The sequence below is a fragment of the Pseudomonas kribbensis genome (genome assembly GCF_003352185.1).
In the GTDB taxonomy this organism is placed as follows: Bacteria; Pseudomonadota; Gammaproteobacteria; order Pseudomonadales; family Pseudomonadaceae; genus Aquipseudomonas; species Aquipseudomonas kribbensis.
Map to the genome: position 1 here is coordinate 2428560 of NZ_CP029608.1, position 17918 is coordinate 2446477.

17 protein-coding genes are annotated in these 17918 nt (G+C 59.0%); 6 read left to right on the top strand and 11 right to left on the bottom strand.

From position 1 onward, the window contains the following. Positions 1–5: 5 nt before the first annotated feature. Positions 6–200, bottom strand: a complete 195-nt coding sequence (locus tag DLD99_RS11240) for a hypothetical protein (protein WP_007957125.1) — start codon at positions 198–200, stop codon at positions 6–8. Between the two features lie 107 nt (positions 201–307). Here DLD99_RS11240 and thpR point away from each other — a divergent pair, with 107 nt between their 5' ends. Beyond that, positions 308–847, top strand: coding sequence for an RNA 2',3'-cyclic phosphodiesterase (thpR, locus tag DLD99_RS11245; protein ID WP_114882237.1), 540 nt, complete (start codon positions 308–310; stop codon positions 845–847). A 123-nt stretch (positions 848–970) separates the two neighbouring features. Here the strand turns inward: thpR and DLD99_RS11250 are convergent, their stop codons facing one another. From DLD99_RS11250 to DLD99_RS11270, 5 genes are all read right to left on the bottom strand, one after another. Beyond that, the gene (locus tag DLD99_RS11250; protein ID WP_114882238.1) at positions 971–2068 is read right to left on the bottom strand and encodes a polyamine ABC transporter substrate-binding protein; all 1098 of its coding nucleotides are present in this window, start codon (positions 2066–2068) and stop codon (positions 971–973) included. A gap of 102 nt (positions 2069–2170) precedes the next feature. Continuing rightward, positions 2171–3055, bottom strand: a complete 885-nt coding sequence (locus DLD99_RS11255; RefSeq protein ID WP_085708655.1) for an ABC transporter permease subunit — start codon at positions 3053–3055, stop codon at positions 2171–2173. Continuing rightward, positions 3052–3933 (bottom strand): ABC transporter permease subunit, encoded by an 882-nt coding sequence (locus DLD99_RS11260; protein ID WP_371321054.1) that lies wholly within the window; start codon positions 3931–3933, stop codon positions 3052–3054. The genes DLD99_RS11255 and DLD99_RS11260 overlap by 4 nt, the downstream gene beginning before the upstream one ends. A 29-nt stretch (positions 3934–3962) precedes the next feature. Continuing rightward, a complete protein-coding gene (potA, locus tag DLD99_RS11265) occupies positions 3963–5105 on the bottom strand; it encodes a polyamine ABC transporter ATP-binding protein (RefSeq protein ID WP_007957110.1) in 1143 nt (380 codons plus the stop codon). Between the two features lie 219 nt (positions 5106–5324). Beyond that, complete coding sequence (locus DLD99_RS11270; protein WP_114882239.1) at positions 5325–6086, bottom strand: gamma-glutamyl-gamma-aminobutyrate hydrolase family protein; 762 nt, start codon at positions 6084–6086, stop codon at positions 5325–5327. 282 nt (positions 6087–6368) lie between these two features. Between DLD99_RS11270 and DLD99_RS11275 the strand changes: the two genes are divergently transcribed. The 5 genes from DLD99_RS11275 to DLD99_RS11295 all read left to right on the top strand — a co-directional run bounded on the left by DLD99_RS11275 (position 6369) and on the right by DLD99_RS11295 (position 12788). Then, positions 6369–7745: a glutamine synthetase family protein gene (locus tag DLD99_RS11275; RefSeq protein ID WP_085708652.1), complete on the top strand. Its 1377-nt coding sequence runs from the start codon at positions 6369–6371 to the stop codon at positions 7743–7745. 78 nt (positions 7746–7823) lie between these two features. Next, on the top strand, positions 7824–9314 hold the full coding sequence (locus DLD99_RS11280) for an aldehyde dehydrogenase (RefSeq protein WP_114882240.1): 1491 nt from the start codon (positions 7824–7826) through the stop codon (positions 9312–9314). Positions 9315–9365: 51 nt separating this feature from the next. Beyond that, positions 9366–10649, top strand: a complete 1284-nt coding sequence (locus DLD99_RS11285) for an NAD(P)/FAD-dependent oxidoreductase (protein ID WP_085686396.1) — start codon at positions 9366–9368, stop codon at positions 10647–10649. Positions 10650–10854: 205 nt separating this feature from the next. Then, positions 10855–11403 (top strand): cupin domain-containing protein, encoded by a 549-nt coding sequence (locus DLD99_RS11290; RefSeq protein ID WP_011333561.1) that lies wholly within the window; start codon positions 10855–10857, stop codon positions 11401–11403. Between the two features lie 329 nt (positions 11404–11732). Further along, the gene (locus tag DLD99_RS11295) at positions 11733–12788 is read left to right on the top strand and encodes a PD-(D/E)XK nuclease domain-containing protein (RefSeq protein WP_162803473.1); all 1056 of its coding nucleotides are present in this window, start codon (positions 11733–11735) and stop codon (positions 12786–12788) included. 179 nt (positions 12789–12967) lie between these two features. Here DLD99_RS11295 and DLD99_RS11300 read toward each other — a convergent pair whose 3' ends face one another. Genes DLD99_RS11300 through DLD99_RS11320 form a run of 5 tightly spaced genes read right to left on the bottom strand, consistent with a single transcriptional unit; the run spans position 12968 to position 17770 of the window. Beyond that, positions 12968–14107, bottom strand: coding sequence for a merozoite surface protein 3b (locus DLD99_RS11300; RefSeq protein WP_114882242.1), 1140 nt, complete (start codon positions 14105–14107; stop codon positions 12968–12970). 52 nt (positions 14108–14159) lie between these two features. Further along, the gene (locus tag DLD99_RS11305) at positions 14160–14480 is read right to left on the bottom strand and encodes a hypothetical protein (RefSeq protein ID WP_114882243.1); all 321 of its coding nucleotides are present in this window, start codon (positions 14478–14480) and stop codon (positions 14160–14162) included. A 59-nt stretch (positions 14481–14539) separates the two neighbouring features. Next, the gene (locus tag DLD99_RS11310) at positions 14540–15664 is read right to left on the bottom strand and encodes a DUF6384 family protein (RefSeq protein ID WP_114882244.1); all 1125 of its coding nucleotides are present in this window, start codon (positions 15662–15664) and stop codon (positions 14540–14542) included. A 38-nt stretch (positions 15665–15702) separates the two neighbouring features. Next, a complete protein-coding gene (locus tag DLD99_RS11315; protein ID WP_114882245.1) occupies positions 15703–16623 on the bottom strand; it encodes a DUF6384 family protein in 921 nt (306 codons plus the stop codon). Between the two features lie 22 nt (positions 16624–16645). Next, positions 16646–17770, bottom strand: a complete 1125-nt coding sequence (locus DLD99_RS11320) for a DUF6384 family protein (RefSeq protein WP_114882246.1) — start codon at positions 17768–17770, stop codon at positions 16646–16648. Positions 17771–17918: the final 148 nt, after the last annotated feature.

Genomic DNA, 17918 nt, shown 5'->3' on the forward strand with positions numbered 1-17918 from the left:
CCGGATCACTCCGCCGACGGGGTGATCCGGCAGCCTTTGCGGTTGCGAATCTGCTCGTCCGTCGGCCGCTCGCGCACGAATTCGAAACGCGGTTCTCCCTCGCTGTAATGCACCAGCCAGCCCCATTCCAGTTCGCTTTCATCCTGTCCGGGATTCGGTGGCCGAGCCCACCAGGGTTCTTTGCTGAGGATCTCGCGCATGATGTCCTCCGGTTGATGGCAATCGTTGAACTATAAACCCCATGCTGAGAGTCGCCAGAAACGGGCGTGTAGAATCCAGGGATCTCGACGAACAAAGGAGCGTGGCCGTGACGGACGAAACACGCGGGGATCAACCGTTCAAGCGGCTGTTCTTCGCCCTGGACTGCCCACCGGCACAGCGCAAGGCGATTGCCCAGTGGCGCAGCGAACTGGGACTGCGTACCGGCAAACCGGTGCCGGCGGACAACTTTCACCTGACGCTGCTGTTTCTCGGCGCAGTGCCGTTGGCGCAGATTGCTGAAGTCTGTGAGGCGGCCGCGAAAGTGCGCACGCCGGGCGAGGCGCTGAGGATTTCGCTGGACCGGTTGCAGGTCTGGCATCGCGCCGGGGTGTTGTCGCTGGCGCCGGAACAGGCACCTGCGGGTTTGTTGCGGCTGGTTTATGGATTGGAGCAGGCGATGTTGCCGTTCGGTTTTGAAGAGGCGACGCGTGAGTACCGTCCACACCTGACGCTGGCCCGGGACTATCGCGCTCCGGAGCCGGAATCTGCGACGCCGCCGGAGTTCTTCTTGCGGGCCGAACGCTTTGCGCTGTTCGAATCCCACAAGGGTCGTTATCGAATTGTTCAGGATTGGCCGCTGACCTGAGCCCACAAAAAAAGGCGCCCGAGGGCGCCTGAATTCACCTGAACCGAGGGAGGCCAGGTGAGGCCGTTCAGAGCGAGGGTGCAGCGGTGGTAAGGCGCTGCGTGAACGGAAATTGATGTGTGTTTACTTGCCGAGTTTCACGCGGGTCCAGCCCCGGGTCATGATCCGTTGCGTGGCAATCGGTTGATCCGGCACCGCGTACAGCGTGGCCATCACTTCCTGCGACGGGTATGAGCCCGGGTCGTTGCGGATCGCTTCGTCCACCAGTGGCGTGGCGGCGGCGTTGGCGTTGCTGTAGCCGTTGCTGTTGGTGATCTCGGCGATGATGTCCGGACGCATCAGGAAGTCCATGAACAGGTAAGCGTTCTCGACGTTCGCCGCATCGCGCGGGATGGCGACCATGTCGTAGAAGCTGCCGGCACCTTCCTTGGGAATACTGTAATCGATCACCACGTTGTTGCCCGATTCCACCGCGCGGGCCTTGGCCTGCAGCACGTCACCGGAGTAACCGACCGCCACGCAGATGTTGCCGTTGGCCAGGTCCGAGATGTATTTCGACGAGTGGAAGTACGCCACGTTCGGGCGAATCTTCATGAACAGCGCCTCGGCTTCCTTGATGTGCGCGGTGTCCTTGTCGTTCACCGGATAGCCCAGATAGTGCAGGGCCGCCGGGATCATTTCGGTCGGCGAGTCGAGGAAACTGATGCCGCAAGCCTTGAGCTTCTCGGCGTTCTCCGGTTTGAACAGCAGGTCCCAGGAGTTGGTCGGCGCGTTCTTGCCGAGTACTTCCTTGACCTTGGCCGGGTTGAAACCGATGCCGATCGAGCCCCACATGTACGGGAACGCATGGGCGTTGCCCGGATCGCTGGCGGAGGCGTTTTTCAGCAGCACCGGGTTGAGATTCATCCAGTTCGGCAGCTTCGATTTGTCCAGGGTCTGGTAGACCCCGGCCTTGATCTGCTTGGCCAGGAAACTGTTGGACGGCACCACGATGTCGTAGCCGGACTTGCCCGCGAGCAGACGCGCTTCGAGGGTTTCATTGCTATCGAACACATCGTAGGTCACGCGGATGCCGGTCTCGTCTTCGAACTTCTTGACGGTGTCCGGGGCGATGTAGTCCGACCAGTTGTAAACGCGCAGCACCTTGTCGTTGGCCTGGGCGCCCGTGGCGATTGCGCCCAATAAGGACAGTGTCAGCAGAGTCCTGCCAAACATTTTCATCGGTACAACTCCATTCTTTTTATTCAAAAGCTTTATTCAAAAACACAAAGCGGAATTTCAGTGAATCGGTGGCGGGGGAGAGGCTCCCTCGCCACCCGGTACTCAGGCTGTCGCTGCCACTCGTTGAGGTTGCGGTTGCTGCCACGATTCGTTGGCGGTCTGATCCATCGCTTCTTGAATCGCCCGCTTGCGGTTGGCTTCTGCCTTGCGGCCGAAGTACCAGACCAGGAAGGTCACCAGCGACACCGCCAGCAGAATCAGGCTGGCCACGGCGTTGATCTCGGGCTTCACGCCCAGACGCACCGCCGAGAACACTTCCATCGGCAGGGTCGTCGAACCCGGGCCGGAGACGAAGCTCGCCAGCACCAGGTCATCCAGCGACAGGGCGAACGACATCATGCCGCCCGCCGCCAGCGACGGGGCGATCATCGGGATAGTGATCAGGAAAAACACCTTGAACGGTTTCGCGCCCAGATCCATCGCCGCTTCCTCGATCGACAGGTCCAGCTCACGCAAGCGGGCGGAGACTACCACCGCCACATAAGCGGCACAAAACGTGGTGTGGGCGATCCAGATCGTGACGATGCCACGCTCCTGCGGCCAGCCGATCAGTTGCGCCATCGCCACGAACAGCAGCAACAGCGACAGACCGGTAATTACCTCGGGCATAACGAGCGGCGCGGTCACCAGACCACCGAACAGCGTACGACCCTTGAAGCGCGTCACGCGGGTCAGCACGAACGCGGCGAGGGTGCCCAGCGCCACTGCGGCGACAGCGGTGTAGCAGGCGATTTCCAGCGAGCGCACCACCGAGCCCATCAGTTGCGTGTTGTCGAGCAGGCCGACGTACCACTTCACCGACCAGCCGCCCCAGACCGTCACCAGTTTCGAGGCGTTGAACGAGTAGATCACCAGAATCAGCATCGGCAGATAGATGAACATCAGGCCGAAGATCAGCATGAACTTTGAAAATCCGAAGCGTTTCATCCCCGTCCCTCCATCTCTTTGGCCTGGCTGCGGTTGAACAGCAGGATCGGCACAATCAGGATCAACAGCATCACCACCGCCAGGGCGGACGCCACCGGCCAGTCGCGGTTATTGAAGAACTCTTGCCACAGCACGCGACCGATCATCAGGGTCTCCGGGCCGCCCAGCAGTTCTGGAATCACGAACTCGCCCACCACCGGAATGAACACCAGCATGCAGCCGGCAATGATGCCGTTCTTGGCCAGCGGCACGGTGATTTTCCAGAAGTTGTTGAAGTTGCTCGAACCCAGATCCTGCGCGGCTTCCAGCAGGCTGCCGTCGTGCTTCACCAGGTTGGCGTAGAGCGGCAGCACCATGAATGGCAGATAGGCGTAAACCACGCCGATATACACGGCCGTGTTGGTGTTGAGGATCTCGATCGGGTGATCGGTGAGCCCGGTCCACATCAAGAACGCATTGAGCAGACCGTTGTTGCTGAGGATGCCCATCCACGCGTAAACGCGGATCAGGATCGCGGTCCAGGTCGGCATCATGATCAACAGCAGCAGGACGTTTTGCGCTTCCTTGCTGGCCTTGGTGATCGCGTAGGCCATCGGGAAACCGATCACCAGGCACATCATCGTGCTCAGTGCCGCAACCTTCAGCGAACCGAGGTAGGCCGACAGGTACAGCTCGTCTTCGCCGAGCATGGTGTAGTTGCCGATGTTCAGGAACAGCTGGAATTTCTGTTCGGCGTAGGTGTAGATCTCCGAGTACGGCGGGATCGACAGCGCGGCTTCCGAGAAGCTGATCTTCATCACCAGGAAGAACGGCAGCATGAAGAACAGGAACAGCCAGATGAACGGGATGCCGATGACGAACTTTCGCCCGCTGGGCACCAGGCGCAGGAATTGCTGATTGAAGGTTCTCATGAGCGCAGTACCACGCCGCTGTCGTCTTCCCACCAGACGTAGACCTTGTCGTCCCAGGTCGGCCGCGCGCCACGGCGTTCGGCGTTGGCCATGAACGACTGGACGATCTTGCCGCTCGGCAATTCGACGTAGAACACCGAGTGGCCGCCGAGGTAGGCGATGTCATGCACCTTGCCTTCGGACCAGTTGTAGCGGGTCTCCGGCTTGATCGTGCTGACCAGCATTTTTTCCGGGCGGATCGCGTAGGTGATCGACTTGTCCTGCACCGAGGTGCTGACGCCATGACCGACGTAGATCTTTTGCTGCAAGTCCGGGCTGTGAATGATCGCGTGACCTTCAAGGTCCTCGACCACGGTGCCGTCGAAGGCGTTCACGTTGCCGATGAATTCGCAGACCATGCGGCTGACCGGTGCTTCATAGATGTCGACCGGGCTGCCGATCTGGGCGATCCAGCCCAGGTGCATGATCGCGATGCGCTCGGCCATGGTCATGGCCTCTTCCTGGTCGTGGGTCACCATCACGCAGGTCACGCCGACGCGCTCGATGATTTCGACCAATTCCAGCTGCATCTGCGAACGCAGTTTCTTGTCCAGCGCGCCCATCGGTTCGTCGAGCAGCAACAGCTTCGGACGCTTGGCCAGCGAGCGGGCGAGGGCCACGCGCTGACGCTGGCCGCCGGACAGTTGATGCGGGCGGCGCTTGGCGTATTGGGTCATGTGGACGAGGCGCAGCATTTCTTCGACGCGGGCGTCGATTTCGCTGGCCGGCAAACGGTCCTGCTTGAGGCCGAAGGCGATGTTCTGCGCGACCGTCATGTGCGGGAACAGGGCGTAGGACTGGAACATCATGTTGATCGGCCGCTCGTACGGCGGCATGTCGGTGATGTCGACACCGTCGAGCAGAATGCGTCCTTCAGTCGGCCGTTCGAAACCGGCGAGCATGCGCAGCAGGGTCGATTTGCCCGAGCCGGAGCCGCCGAGCAGGGCGAAGATTTCGCCCTGATGGATCTCCAGGGACACGTCGTCCACAGCGGTGGTTTCGTCGAACTTCTTGGTGACTCGATCGACTTTCACCAGAACCTTTTTCGGTTGCTGATGACCTTCAAGAGCCTTCCTGTAAGTGCTGGAGGCGTTTGCCATGTGAAACTCCCAACAGGTTTCAGTCGCCGGGCCAACGCGGCCTGGCTTAAGAGTGGATTGCAGACCCGCACCGTGCGGGTTGTTCGGCGCCGCCGTCCTGGCTGCCGGGTGGTGCTTTTTGTTTTCGCGGTGTGTTGCTGATCGCGGATGACGGATGCGCAAGCGCGCAGCCGCCGACCCCGCGGGGGCAGTAAAAGGTTTTGCAATCGTTGGGTGGCGTCAGCGCTGGTTGCGTCGCGCCGCACGCTGGCGGCAGGCCTCGCCGAACGCCTGGAAGATCCGCAGGTAGTTCGGGTTGTCCAGCACCTGCCATTCCGGGTGCCATTGCACGCCGAGGGCGAAGGTCGGGCTGTGCTCCACCGAGACCGCCTCGATCAGGCCGTCCGGCGCCACGGCTTCGGCGCGCAGGCCGGGAGCGAGGCGGTCGATGCCCTGACTGTGAATCGAGTTGACCTGGAATTCACCCGGCAGCTCCAGCGCTTCGAACACGCCGCCGGGCAGTACCGACACGGCGTGGGCCGGGGCGTATTGCACGGCGACATCCGGGCTGTCGGCTTCGCGGTGATCGAGCATGCCCGGCAGCTCATGCACCTTCTGGTGCAGGCTGCCGCCGAACGCCACGTTCATTTCCTGGAAGCCCCGGCAGATGCCGAGTACCGGAACGCCCGCCGCGATGGCTGCACGCAATAGAGGAAGGGTAGTGGCATCCCGCGCCGGATCGTGATCCGTGCCGGGAGCGCTGGCCGGGCCCTGATAGTGGAAAGGTTCCACATTGGACGGCGAGCCGGTCAGCAACAGACCGTCGAGTTGACCCAGCAGGTCTTCGATTTCAGTCAGTTTGCCAAGGGAAGGAATGACGACGGGCAACCCCAGCGCCGCAACGCTGACAGCGCGAACGTACTTGTCGCCGCTGATGTGGTAGGGGTGCAGGCCAATCTGTTTGACGCACGCAGTAACGCCGATCAATGGCTTGAATGCCATTTTTATTCACCTCGAAGTTTGACACTTGAACGAGCTTTTCCGGAGCTTAGCCTCGTTGATTTTAATTAACAACTCCCATGTAAAAAATTCTAAACGCCGTTCATCAAATCGTCATCAAAACCGGGGCTCTGGCGCCTGTGTTGGCACGAGAGTGTTAAAAAAAGCCCGAAAAATAAACGCTGAACGGCCAGGTGTTCGCTATTGACTTCACTTTGCCGTTCGGGTTGACTGGCTCCGCGAAACAGCAGTGAACATAATAATTAACAGCTAAATAGGTGCATCATGTCGGTCCCTCTGCGTGCCGTTCAACTCAACGAAGCAAACGCATTCCTTAAGAAACATCCTGAGGTTTTGTACGTCGACCTTCTGATTGCAGACATGAACGGTGTGGTGCGCGGCAAGCGCATCGAGCGCACCAGTCTTCATAAGGTGTACGAAAAAGGCATCAACTTGCCGGCCTCGCTTTTCGCCCTCGACATCAATGGCTCCACGGTGGAAAGCACCGGTCTGGGCCTGGACATCGGCGACGCCGACCGTATCTGCTACCCGATCCCTGGCACCCTGAGCATCGAACCCTGGCAGAAGCGTCCGACCGCTCAACTGCTGATGACCATGCACGAACTGGAAGGCGAGCCGTTCTTCGCCGACCCCCGTGAAGTGCTGGCCAACGTGGTGCGCAAATTCGACGAACTGGGCCTGACCATCTGCGCCGCGTTCGAACTCGAGTTCTACCTGATCGATCAGGACAACGTGAACGGCCGTCCACAGTCGCCACGCTCGCCAGTCTCCGGCAAGCGTCCGGTATCGACTCAGGTTTATCTGATCGACGATCTCGACGAATACGTCGACTGTCTGCAAGACATCCTCGAAGGCGCGAAAGAGCAGGGCATTCCTGCTGACGCCATCGTCAAGGAAAGCGCCCCGGCGCAGTTCGAAGTCAACCTGCACCATGTTTCCGACCCAGTTAAAGCGTGCGACTACGCCGTCCTGCTCAAGCGCCTGGTGAAGAACATCGCCTACGACCACGAAATGGACACCACCTTCATGGCCAAGCCGTATCCGGGCCAGGCGGGCAATGGTCTGCATGTGCACATTTCGATCCTGGACAAGGAAGGCAACAACATCTTCGCCAGCGAGGATCCCGAGCAGAACGCCGCGCTGCGCCACGCGATCGGCGGTGTGCTGGAGACCCTGCCTGCGCAAATGGCCTTCCTGTGCCCGAACGTCAACTCGTACCGACGCTTCGGCGCACAGTTCTACGTACCGAACTCGCCGAGCTGGGGCATCGACAACCGCACCGTGGCCGTCCGTGTGCCGACCGGTTCGGCCGACGCCGTGCGCATCGAGCACCGTGTCGCCGGCGCCGACGCCAACCCGTACCTGCTGATGGCTTCGGTGCTGGCCGGTATTCACCACGGCCTGACCAACCAGATCGAACCGGGCGCCCCGGTCGAAGGCAACAGCTACGAGCAGAACGAACAGAGCCTGCCGAACAACCTGCGCGACGCCCTGCGTGAGCTGGACGACAGCGAAGTCATGGCCCGCTACATCGACCCGATGTACATCGACGTGTTCGTCGCGTGCAAGGAAAGCGAGCTGGCCGAGTTCGAAAACTCGATCTCTGACCTTGAGTACAACTGGTATCTGCATACCGTCTGACGCTCGAGCGCTTACCTCGCAAGCACCGCCGCTCCCATGTGAGCGGCGGTCACCTCTTTCTCTGTGTGAGTCACCCCCATGACCATGACCCGCAACGACTGGGAACAACGCTTCCAGTCCCTGACCCTCGAATCCCGTGCCTTCATCAATGGCGAATACCGCCCCGCGATCAGCGGCGATACCTTCGAATGCCTGAGCCCCGTCGACGGCCGTTTCCTGGCCTCCGTCGCCAGCACCGATGAAGCCGACGCCAACCTCGCCGTCGAAGTCGCGCGCCAATCCTTCAATTCCGGCGTGTGGGCCAACAAGGCCCCGGCCGAGCGCAAGCGCATCCTGATCCGCTTCGCCGACCTGATCCTGCAACACCAGGAAGAACTGGCGCTGCTCGAAACCCTCGACATGGGCAAACCGATCAGCGACTCGATGAGCATCGACATCCCGGCGACCGCCAACGCGATCCGCTGGAGCGCCGAAGCGATCGACAAGATTTACGACGAAGTCGCCGCCACTCCGCACGACCAGCTCGGCCTGGTAACCCGCGAGCCAGCGGGCGTAGTCGCGGCCATCGTGCCGTGGAACTTCCCGCTGATCATGGCCAGCTGGAAATTCGCCCCGGCGCTGGCGGCGGGTAACTCGTTCATCCTCAAGCCTTCGGAAAAATCCCCGCTGACCGCGATCCGCATTGCGCAACTTGCATTGGATGCGGGTATTCCGAAAGGCGTGTTCAACGTCCTGCCAGGCTTCGGCCACACCGTCGGCAAGGCGCTGGCGTTGCACATGGACGTCGACGTGCTGGCCTTCACCGGCTCCACGGCGATTGCCAAGCAACTGATGATTTATGCCGGCCAAAGCAACATGAAACGCGTCTGGCTCGAAGCAGGGGGCAAGAGCCCGAACGTGGTGTTTGCCGACGCACCGGACTTGCGCGCGGCAGCACAAGCGGCGGCCGGCGCCATTGCGTTCAACCAGGGCGAAGTCTGCACCGCCGGCTCGCGCCTGCTGGTGGAGCGTTCGATCCGCGAACAATTCATCCCGCTGCTGGTGGAAGCGCTGCAAGCGTGGAAACCGGGTCATGCCCTCGACCCGGCGACCACCGTCGGCGCCGTGGTCGATCAGCGGCAACTGGACAACGTGCTGCGCTACATCAGCATCGGCCGGGAGCAGGGCGCCGAGCTGATCGCCGGTGGCCGCCGCACCCTCGAAGAAACCGGCGGCACCTATGTCGAGCCGACGATTTTCGACGGCGTGACCAACGCCATGACCATCGCCAAGGAAGAAATCTTCGGCCCGGTGCTGTCGCTGATCACCTTCGACACTGTCGAGGAAGCGCTGCAGATCGCCAACGACAGCATCTTCGGCCTCGCCGCCGGGGTCTGGACCAGCAACCTGAGCAAGGCCCACACCTTCGCCCGTGGCCTGCGCGCCGGCAGCGTGTGGGTCAACCAGTACGACGGCGGCGACATGACCGCGCCGTTCGGTGGTTTCAAACAGTCGGGCAACGGTCGCGACAAATCGCTGCACGCGTTCGACAAGTACACCGAGCTGAAAGCGACCTGGATCAAGCTCTGACTCTTTTACAGCGGTGGTCGCCTGCAACCGGCGACCCTCGGAGAATAAAAAATGAAACAACAACACGTGAACAGCTACTACGCCGCCACCCGCAACGAAGTGATCGATTTTCCGGTCCTCGAAGAGTCGGTGGAGTGCGATGTCTGCATCATCGGCGCCGGCTACACCGGCCTGTCTTCGGCGCTGTTCCTGAGCGAAGCCGGCTACAAGGTGACGGTGCTGGAAGCGGCGAAAGTCGGCTATGGCGCCAGCGGTCGCAACGGCGGTCAACTGGTCAACTCCTACAGCCGCGACGTCGACGTGATCGAAGAGCGCTACGGCGACAAGACCGCGGAAATCCTCGGCAGCATGATCTTCGAAGGCGCCGACATCATCCGTTCGCGCATCAAGGAATACGACATCAAATGCGACTACCGCCCGGGCGGCATTTTCGCGGCGATGAACAACAAGCAGCTCAAGGGCCTCGCCGAGCAAAAGCGCAGCTGGGAACGTTACGGCAATAAAAACCTGAAGATGCTCGACGCTGCGGACATCCGCCGCGAAGTCGGCTCCGACGCCTACGTCGGCGGCCTGCTGGACATGCAGGGCGGCCACATCCATCCGCTGAACCTGGCCCTCGGTGAAGCTGCGGCCATCGTGCGTCTGGGTGGCAAGATCTACGAGCAGTCCGCTGCGGTAGAAATCAAATACGGCGAGCCCAACGTCGTGCGCACCGCCAAAGGCCAGGTCCGCGCCAAGTACCTGCTGATCGCCGGCAACGCCTACCTGCCACAAGGCCTCGACAACCGCGTGACGGCCAAGAGCATGCCGTGCGGCTCGCAGATCTGCGTCACCGAACCGCTGACCGAAAAGCAGGCCCGCAGCCTGATCACCAACAACTACTGCGTCGAAGACTGCAACTACCTGCTCGACTATTACCGCCTCACCGCCGACAACCGTCTGCTCTACGGCGGCGGCGTGGTCTACGGCGCCCGTGAACCGGACGACATTGAAACCCTGATCCGCCCGAAGATCCTCAAGACCTTCCCGCAGCTCAAGGACGTGAAAATCGACTATCGCTGGACCGGCAACTTCCTGCTGACCATGTCCCGCATGCCGCAATTCGGCCGCATCGAGAAAAACGCCTACTACATGCAGGGCTACAGCGGTCACGGCGTCACTTGCTCGCACCTGGCCGGCAAACTGATCTCGGAAATGATCCGCGGCGACGCCGAACGCTTCGACGCCTTCGCCTCGCTGCCACACATGCCGATGATCGGCGGCCGTACCTTCTCGGCCCCGCTGACCGCCCTCGGCGCGGTGTATTACTCGCTGCGCGACCGTTTCGGCATCTGATTTACCTCGCCGGCGGCGCCCCCGAAAAGGGCGCTGCCGGCTTTTTCATGTGCCGTCCATCGAACCTGCTGAGCAACACCGACAAACGTGATTTAATAGCCGCCTTTCACGGTTCCGGGACACGGGAGCAACGTGATCCGCGCGCCTTGCGCGGCACCCGCCACCCACCCCCATTACCCTTAAGTCGTTCTCACATAAGGCTGTCATGGATACGGGTTCTCGACTCAAACTAGTACGCGAAAGCTACAAACTCTCCCAGCGCGAGCTGGCCCGGCGTAGCGGCGTGACCAATGCCACCATCTCCCTGATCGAACAGAATCGTGTCAGTCCTTCCGTCAGCTCACTGAAAAAGCTGCTCGAAGGCATCCCGATGTCCCTGGCCGACTTCTTCACCTTCGACCAGCCGCCCCGCGAACACCAATACGTCTTCCGCGCCAACGAACAACCCGACCTCGGCCGCCACGGCCTGCGCCTGCTGCTGATCGGCGCCTCGGTCCCAAGTCGCCAGATGCGCCTGCTGCGCGAGCAATACGCGCCGGGCGCGAGTTCCGGCGAAGAGCCGATTGTTCACGCGGAAGGCGAGGAGTGTGGGCTTGTCACCCGTGGCACGGTCGAGTTGACGGTGGACGGGCAGGTGAGCGTGTTGAGTGCGGGGGACGGGTATTACTTTCCGACGACGCTGCCGCACAAGTTCCGGAATATCGGGGCGGATGAGGCGGAGATTATCAGTGCGAATACGCCAGCGAATTTCTGAGTCTGATTTTTCGTAGCGCTTTCGAGTGATCTATAAAAAACCGCAGAAGTGCGGTTTTTTTGTACCTGATTTTCAGTACCCCGTTTCGGTTCATGTGATAAATTTGGCGATGTCTATATGCCATCATTTAGGGCGAGAGCGAAGATAATCGCTAAGGCTCGCGATAAAGGCACGTGATTTATTGCCCTCGTTGCTGCGGCTTCCACGTGTAAGGTCTTGAGAAAGTGGACGTGGCGATTGATTGAAATGAAAGCGACGAAAACATTCTTGACGGGTTTTCGGATTGTTGAGTCATTGGGTTTTGATTGAAATTGTAATTGGGGTGAGTCTTGCTTGGGAAAATTGCTGGTTTGTTAGGGATCGTAAGTAAAGACAGATCAACTCCAGCTGTCATACTTAATACAAGGCGACTCAATCGTTTCTCGAAAGGTTTGTTGTGTTTTTCTTTTTTTCTGACGTTGATGGCCTATTCGCTCTGGATTTATCCAGTATTTGAAGAAGTCGATATCACAAACTCGGCAGTGGTGGGTGTTGTGACCTCGAAGGAGTATCAATCGATCACGAATGGGCAGTTTGAAAAGCTCGCTTCTTATAATGAAGGGTTTTTAAGTGAAAATGATTTTGTAAAGTATGACCTTCATGGGGTTCAGGGTTTTAAAGGTGTGGTTGTAAAGTTTGACCTTAATCTTGTTCCTGTGTCGGGAGAAAGGTCTGGAGGAGGGCATAAATACAAGTATGAGAGTGTTTACAGGTTGAGTTTGAACTTCGTTCACCTGGTTGTGTTTTTGATCATTGAAGCCTGTATTTTGTTGTTTGGCTGGTATTTTCTTCTTTGGAAGCCGCCTGCGGCGCAGATTGAGTTTGAAGAAGATGTGTTAAGGAACTTCTTTGCTTTTGAAACGGGTGAAAACGCCTCCAGTAACTTGAGCGTGGAAGAGCGTGTAGAGTTGCTTCTTCGGAAATTCCATCGTTTCGCGAAAGACTTGAGTGTACGCAAGCGTAATCGTCCGGCACTTTTGGTGGAGGATGAGTACGATGTTCAGTATCTGGTTTTCGCATTGTTGAGAATGTATTTTTCAAATGTCAAATCAGAGGATATCGCGCCAAACGTCCTGGGTGGAGGGTCAAGGGTAGACTTCTCGATTCCCGATGAGGAACTAGTTGTGGAAGTCAAGATGGCACGAGCGAGTATGAGTGATCGCTCGCTTGGTGATGAGTTGATTCTTGATATCGCCAGGTATCAGTCGCACACGGCGTGCAAGACAATTATATTTTTTGTGTATGATCCGGACGGTCATATAAGAAATCCGGCTGCCTTGAAAAAGGAGTTTTGCGCGGCTTCGGATAAGTTGAAAGTCATTGTGGTGTTTGCTCCCGATTACTAAGTCTGCTTTGCAAGAGAAAAGGTGACAGAAAAAGGTGACGTTGATTGATCCGCAAACCCCGAACGAAAAAAAGGGACACCCGGTGTGTCCCTTTTTCATGGGCGTAAATCTTCAACGTCATTCGATGTGCATGAACGCCGATGCCCAGCCGGGCATCGGCGTTTTTTGCATCGCAAACGTCAGGCAGCCTTGCTCAGCAGCGCTGCAAACTTGCGTTTGGCATCTTCCACTGCATCGGCGATGTCACGGGCGGCATTGCTTGATTCGGCGCGGTAGCTGTCGGTCAGGCTCTGCATGTCGGTCTGGAAGCTCAGGGTCGCATCGGCAAGTGCGCGAACCGAATCGACCTTGATGGTCGAGCCGTAACTGGCTTTGACCGCGGCTTCAATCTGTTGATTGCCGGCAGAGCCCAGCGTTTCGAGCCCTTTGCTGATGCCTTCGGTGGTGGCGTTGAGTGTGTGGGTCGCTTCGGCCAGGCCGCTGTTGCTGGTGAAGGATACGGCGAGGCCGGTCAGTACCACTTCGTTGGTGGAGAAGAACGAGACCATGCGCTGATATTGGCGTTCCTTGATCACATGCACCTGATTGATCCGGGCAAACACCATTTCAGCAGTGTTGTACCCGACCTTCAAATCATCGGCGATGTCCTTGACGATCTGGTAGCGCTTGTCTTCATCCTGCAAGGCACGTACGGCTTCATCGCGTTGCAGCTCCAGACTGGCGCGCCGGGCCGGCTCGGAAGTCTCGGCAGCGGAGACCAGAGCACTGGCGTCGTTCAGCGCTTGAGTGCGTTGCTCCAGCACTTTGCCGGCCACAGCCAGAATTTGCTGGGCGTCGACTTCGGCGGCTTTCATCGCCATCCGGAAATCCATGTACGCCTCAAGCACCACGCTTTCCCGGGTAATCTGGTCATTGGCCGATTTGCACACCTGCAAGTAGCTTTCGCGAATGTCATTGAAGCGGCTGGGAATCGAGCCGCGGCGCAGGTTCATCCAGTTCAGCTTGAGTTTTTCCAGGGTGTCGAGGCGGCCGTCGTCCATCCATTCGGCCATGGACGAAGCGTCTTCACGGATCGAGGTGAAGCGCTGGGTGATGTCCATGAAGCGCGTGGAAATGTCCATGCCTTCAATCTGCTCGCGGACCATGCTGTTGAACGCGGTCGACTGCTGCAGTACCGAAGCGATGGCGGTGACTTTGCTGTTGTCGTACTGAGCGACGCGGTCGAGCAGTACCAGCACTGGTGCATCGTGAACCGGTTGAAACAGGTTGATGCCGATCGTGCGCAGACCCGTGAGTGCCCGTTCGAGGTAGTTGGTCATCGAGTGTCCTTACGTGGTGTCGTCTGTTCTGTGTGTGGGCAAGCATTAACGCTCAGCGGGCAGGCTTGCCGTGCAGCTCTTCATTACGCGCCTGCATCGCCAGCAGCATCAGCTCGTTCTGGCGGTTGCCAGCGTAGTTGATGCGTTTGGCCAGCAGGCCGTCGAGCCAGCGCTGGAGAAAACCGAACGCGTATTGGTCGGTGCCATAGGCCCGATCACGCAGGAAGACATAGGCTTCGTTCTCACTGTAGGCGCGCAGTTTTTCCCTGCATTCCTGGCGGATGTCTTCGTAGTCTTTGGCACTGTGGGCCGGCGTCTGTCTGGCGGTCGATTGACTGGTCGATGACGCCTTGTTCTGGGTGGTTGAGGTCATTGCTGTACCTGTTGAGTCGCGGGTCAAGGGAAGAAATTGCAGGCTGAAAGTCGGCCTGGTCAATACAGCGACCAATAGCCTGCTGCCCTGAGTTTTTGTCGTGTCTGAGTGATTTTTTTCTCGGCGGCGTTCGAGTCGCCCTTGTTCAGGTCGGTTTCGATTTCCTGCAGGCGCGACTGCAAGGATTCGCGTAGTTCTGCTGGAAATTCCTTGCGCTCAATCCGTGCCCGCAAGCCCTGGAAGCGGCTGGTCTGCAACTCCAACAGGCTGGTATCGCCGAACAGATCACGCGACAGCTCCCAGTAAGCGGCATTCGCCGCCCCCTGATCGTCATCCATGTTTTTCAGCGCCAGATCAATCTCGGCCAGGCGTTCATCGAGGTTGCTCGACTGGGCAATGGCGGCGGCACGTTTCGGATCTTTCAGTAATTCCTGGACCTTTCGGCGTATGCCGAGAATACCGCTGGCGCGCTGGATGTCTTTGTCGGCCGCGTAGGTGTCCCGATTCAATTGCAGACGTTGCCGCTCAAGGTCGTTGATCTGCGAGTCCAGGGCCAGGACGTTATCGCGGGTGACTTGGGTGTTACTGCTGATATCGGTCTGCAGGCCGCGAGCCGGGAGTTTCTGTTCGGCACGCTGGAGCAGGCGGGTCGCGGTTTCGTCCGGCTGTTGTGCGTTTTCGTGCTGAACCTTTGCCAGCAGCGTCCGAAGCTTCTCAAGCTCTGTGTTCTGATCGCGCAGACTGCCGGACAAGTTATGCGCAGCTAATTTGACTTCAATAAGCTTCAGGTCGTCCCCGCCGGAAGCCCACTGCTTTTGCAACAGCACGCCACCCCCGAGTACGACTCCCAACAGCAGCAGGATCCCGAACCGGGGCAGCAGGCGTCGAATGCGACCGGCCAGCATCTGCCGATCAACCAGCGTTCTGATCAGCCACGAGTCGACAGGATGGGTTGGCGGCGTCTCGAGGATCAAGCGCCGGGCAAAGAATTGATGCACACCCTGTTCGATCAGGTCGTCGTCCACGGGCAGGTCCTGGCTCAGGTAATAGGCACGGATGCGCTCGGCGATTTCTGCGCGACGGCGGGGCAGGTCGAGGTGCTCCTGGACCTGTTTGCGCTGATACCGCAGCTCGTCGATCAGGGCTACGACCTTCATTTGTTCCGAGAGTGAAATGCTGCGCATCAGGAGTCCTTTCGTGAGGGGGCCAGGCAGTCGGTGGTTTATAGACTGAGGCCAAACAGCTCATCGTCGATATCGCGGAACGTGGAGAACGCATCGCCGTAAGCCTTCTCGTTGTTGATACGCTCAAGCTGTTGCCCGAGCAGGGTCAGTCGCTGTTTCAGACTGCTGGACTGTTCGATCCTGGCGACATTCTTCGGGTCCTGGCGGATGTCACGCAGGGTCTGGCGCATCCAGATGATTGCACCGGCATACTTCATGTCGATGTAGATCTGTTCAGAGTCGGCTTCGAACCGCCATTGCTGCGCGTTGAGTGCCATGACCTGCGATTCCATCAGGTCCAGATTGTCCTTGGTGATTTTTATATCCACCCCGAGATCCGTGCGAAAAGCGCTGGCGGGCACTCTGGACTGCGCATGCTGGAGCAAACGGCCGACGTTCGCGTTCGGGTGCTCGGCGTTGCTCTTGCGCAACACCGCGAGACGTTTGGTGATTGACTGCATTTTCTCGTTCAACTGGAAACTTCTGTCGCGCAACGTCCCGGCATTTTTGACGACGCCGTCAACTCTCCCGGCATCCTTGTAGTGGTGAGTCGCCCACAGGGTCAGCGCGCTGGATAACAGGATCAGCAGCATGAGCGGCCACCGGCGTCTGTTTGCCGGTTTGACGCTCGCCGGCGAAGCGCCGCGGCGGCAGAGCCACTTGACCAGCCACGCATCGAACCCGTTGAGCGCCGGTGTTTCCAGCGTCAATCTATGGGCGAAAAATTGCCGCACACCCTGTTCGATCAGTTTGTCATCGAACTCGATGGCGTTGCTGATGTAGTAGGCGCGGATGCGCTCGGCGATGTCCGCGCGGCGGCTGGGCAGGTCCAGATGATCCTGAATCTGCTTTTGCTCATGGCGCAGTTTGTCGATGAACGCCATCGCCGTCAGTTGCTCGGAGAGTGCGGTGCTGCTCATGGGGGGTGTCCTTTTCAATCTGTCATTCTCCCGAACCACCCCAGCGGCGCCAGTAGCCTGCATCTTTCATCGAGCTGATCAGATGATTGATTTTTCGCTCGGCGGCCGTCGAGTCACCGGCTTTCAGGACCTGGTGGATGACTTCGACTTTTCTGCGCAACTGGGTTCGGATTTCATCCGGTACCCAGCGGGAGGCGATGCGCTCTTTCAGCGAGCGGTAGCGCTTCGACTGCAGTTTGAGCATGTCTTGTTCATAGTCCCAGAGATCGCTACGCAGATCGTTGTACGCATCTTGTGCATCCTGGTGACTGTCGTAGTCGTTGACTTGCTTGAGCAACTGGTCGATTTCCGCCAGGCGCTGATCCAGATTGCTGGAGTGGGCAATCCCGATGGCAAACTGCGGGTCTTGCAGCATTGTTTTAAGGTCATTGCGAGTGTCGAGGATACGTCGGGCGTACTTCACGTTGTTTTCAACATCGCTCAGAGACCGGTTGATCGCATACCGGCCCTCCTCGAGTTCTTTGACGCGGGTATCGATCGCGCCCGCGTTTGCCGATGTCACGGGTTCGGAAAGGCCGATAGACGTACGCACGTCGGTAGCCGGCAACGCACTTCGGGCGCGCTGCAGCAATACGCTGGCGTGCGGGTCCGGTTGTTCGGCCAGCCTTCGAGCCAGGGCCTCTACGGCGCCACGCTGCTTGTCCACTTCCAGGAACAGCTTTTTGCGATCATCGCGGACCATCGCGGCGGCGGTGCTGACCTTGCGCACTTCGGCCGGACTGTAAACCGTCGGGCTGGTGAATTTGTAGACCGCGAAGGCAATGACCAACAGCACCAGGGCAGAGGTTCGCAGCGTTTTGAACACACTGGAACGCCGGACTAACAAGTTGATCAGCCAGGTGTCGATGGCACCCGTGGGCGGTATTTCCAACAGCAGGCGACGCGCAAACACCTGACGCACGCCTTGCTCGATCAGGTTGTCGTCGAATGCGATGTTGTGGTTCTGGTAATAGGTGCGAATGTGCTCGGCAATTTCGGCTCGGCGTCGCGGCAGGTCGAGGTGTTCCTGAACCTGTTTGCGCTGATGGCGCAACTCATCGACCAAGGCCATTGCGCCCATCTGTTCGGAGAGTGGAATACTGCTCATCGGTGTCCTTTCCAGGTTGAGGCGTCATGCAGGGCAAGCATGGCGGGGGAGTATACCGGGGCGGTCAATCCCGAGTGCCGGCCTCGTGCCAGAGGCAGGCAAACATCATTCTCGAGATGACCGGACCGGAGTGACTCCTGGTGGCTGC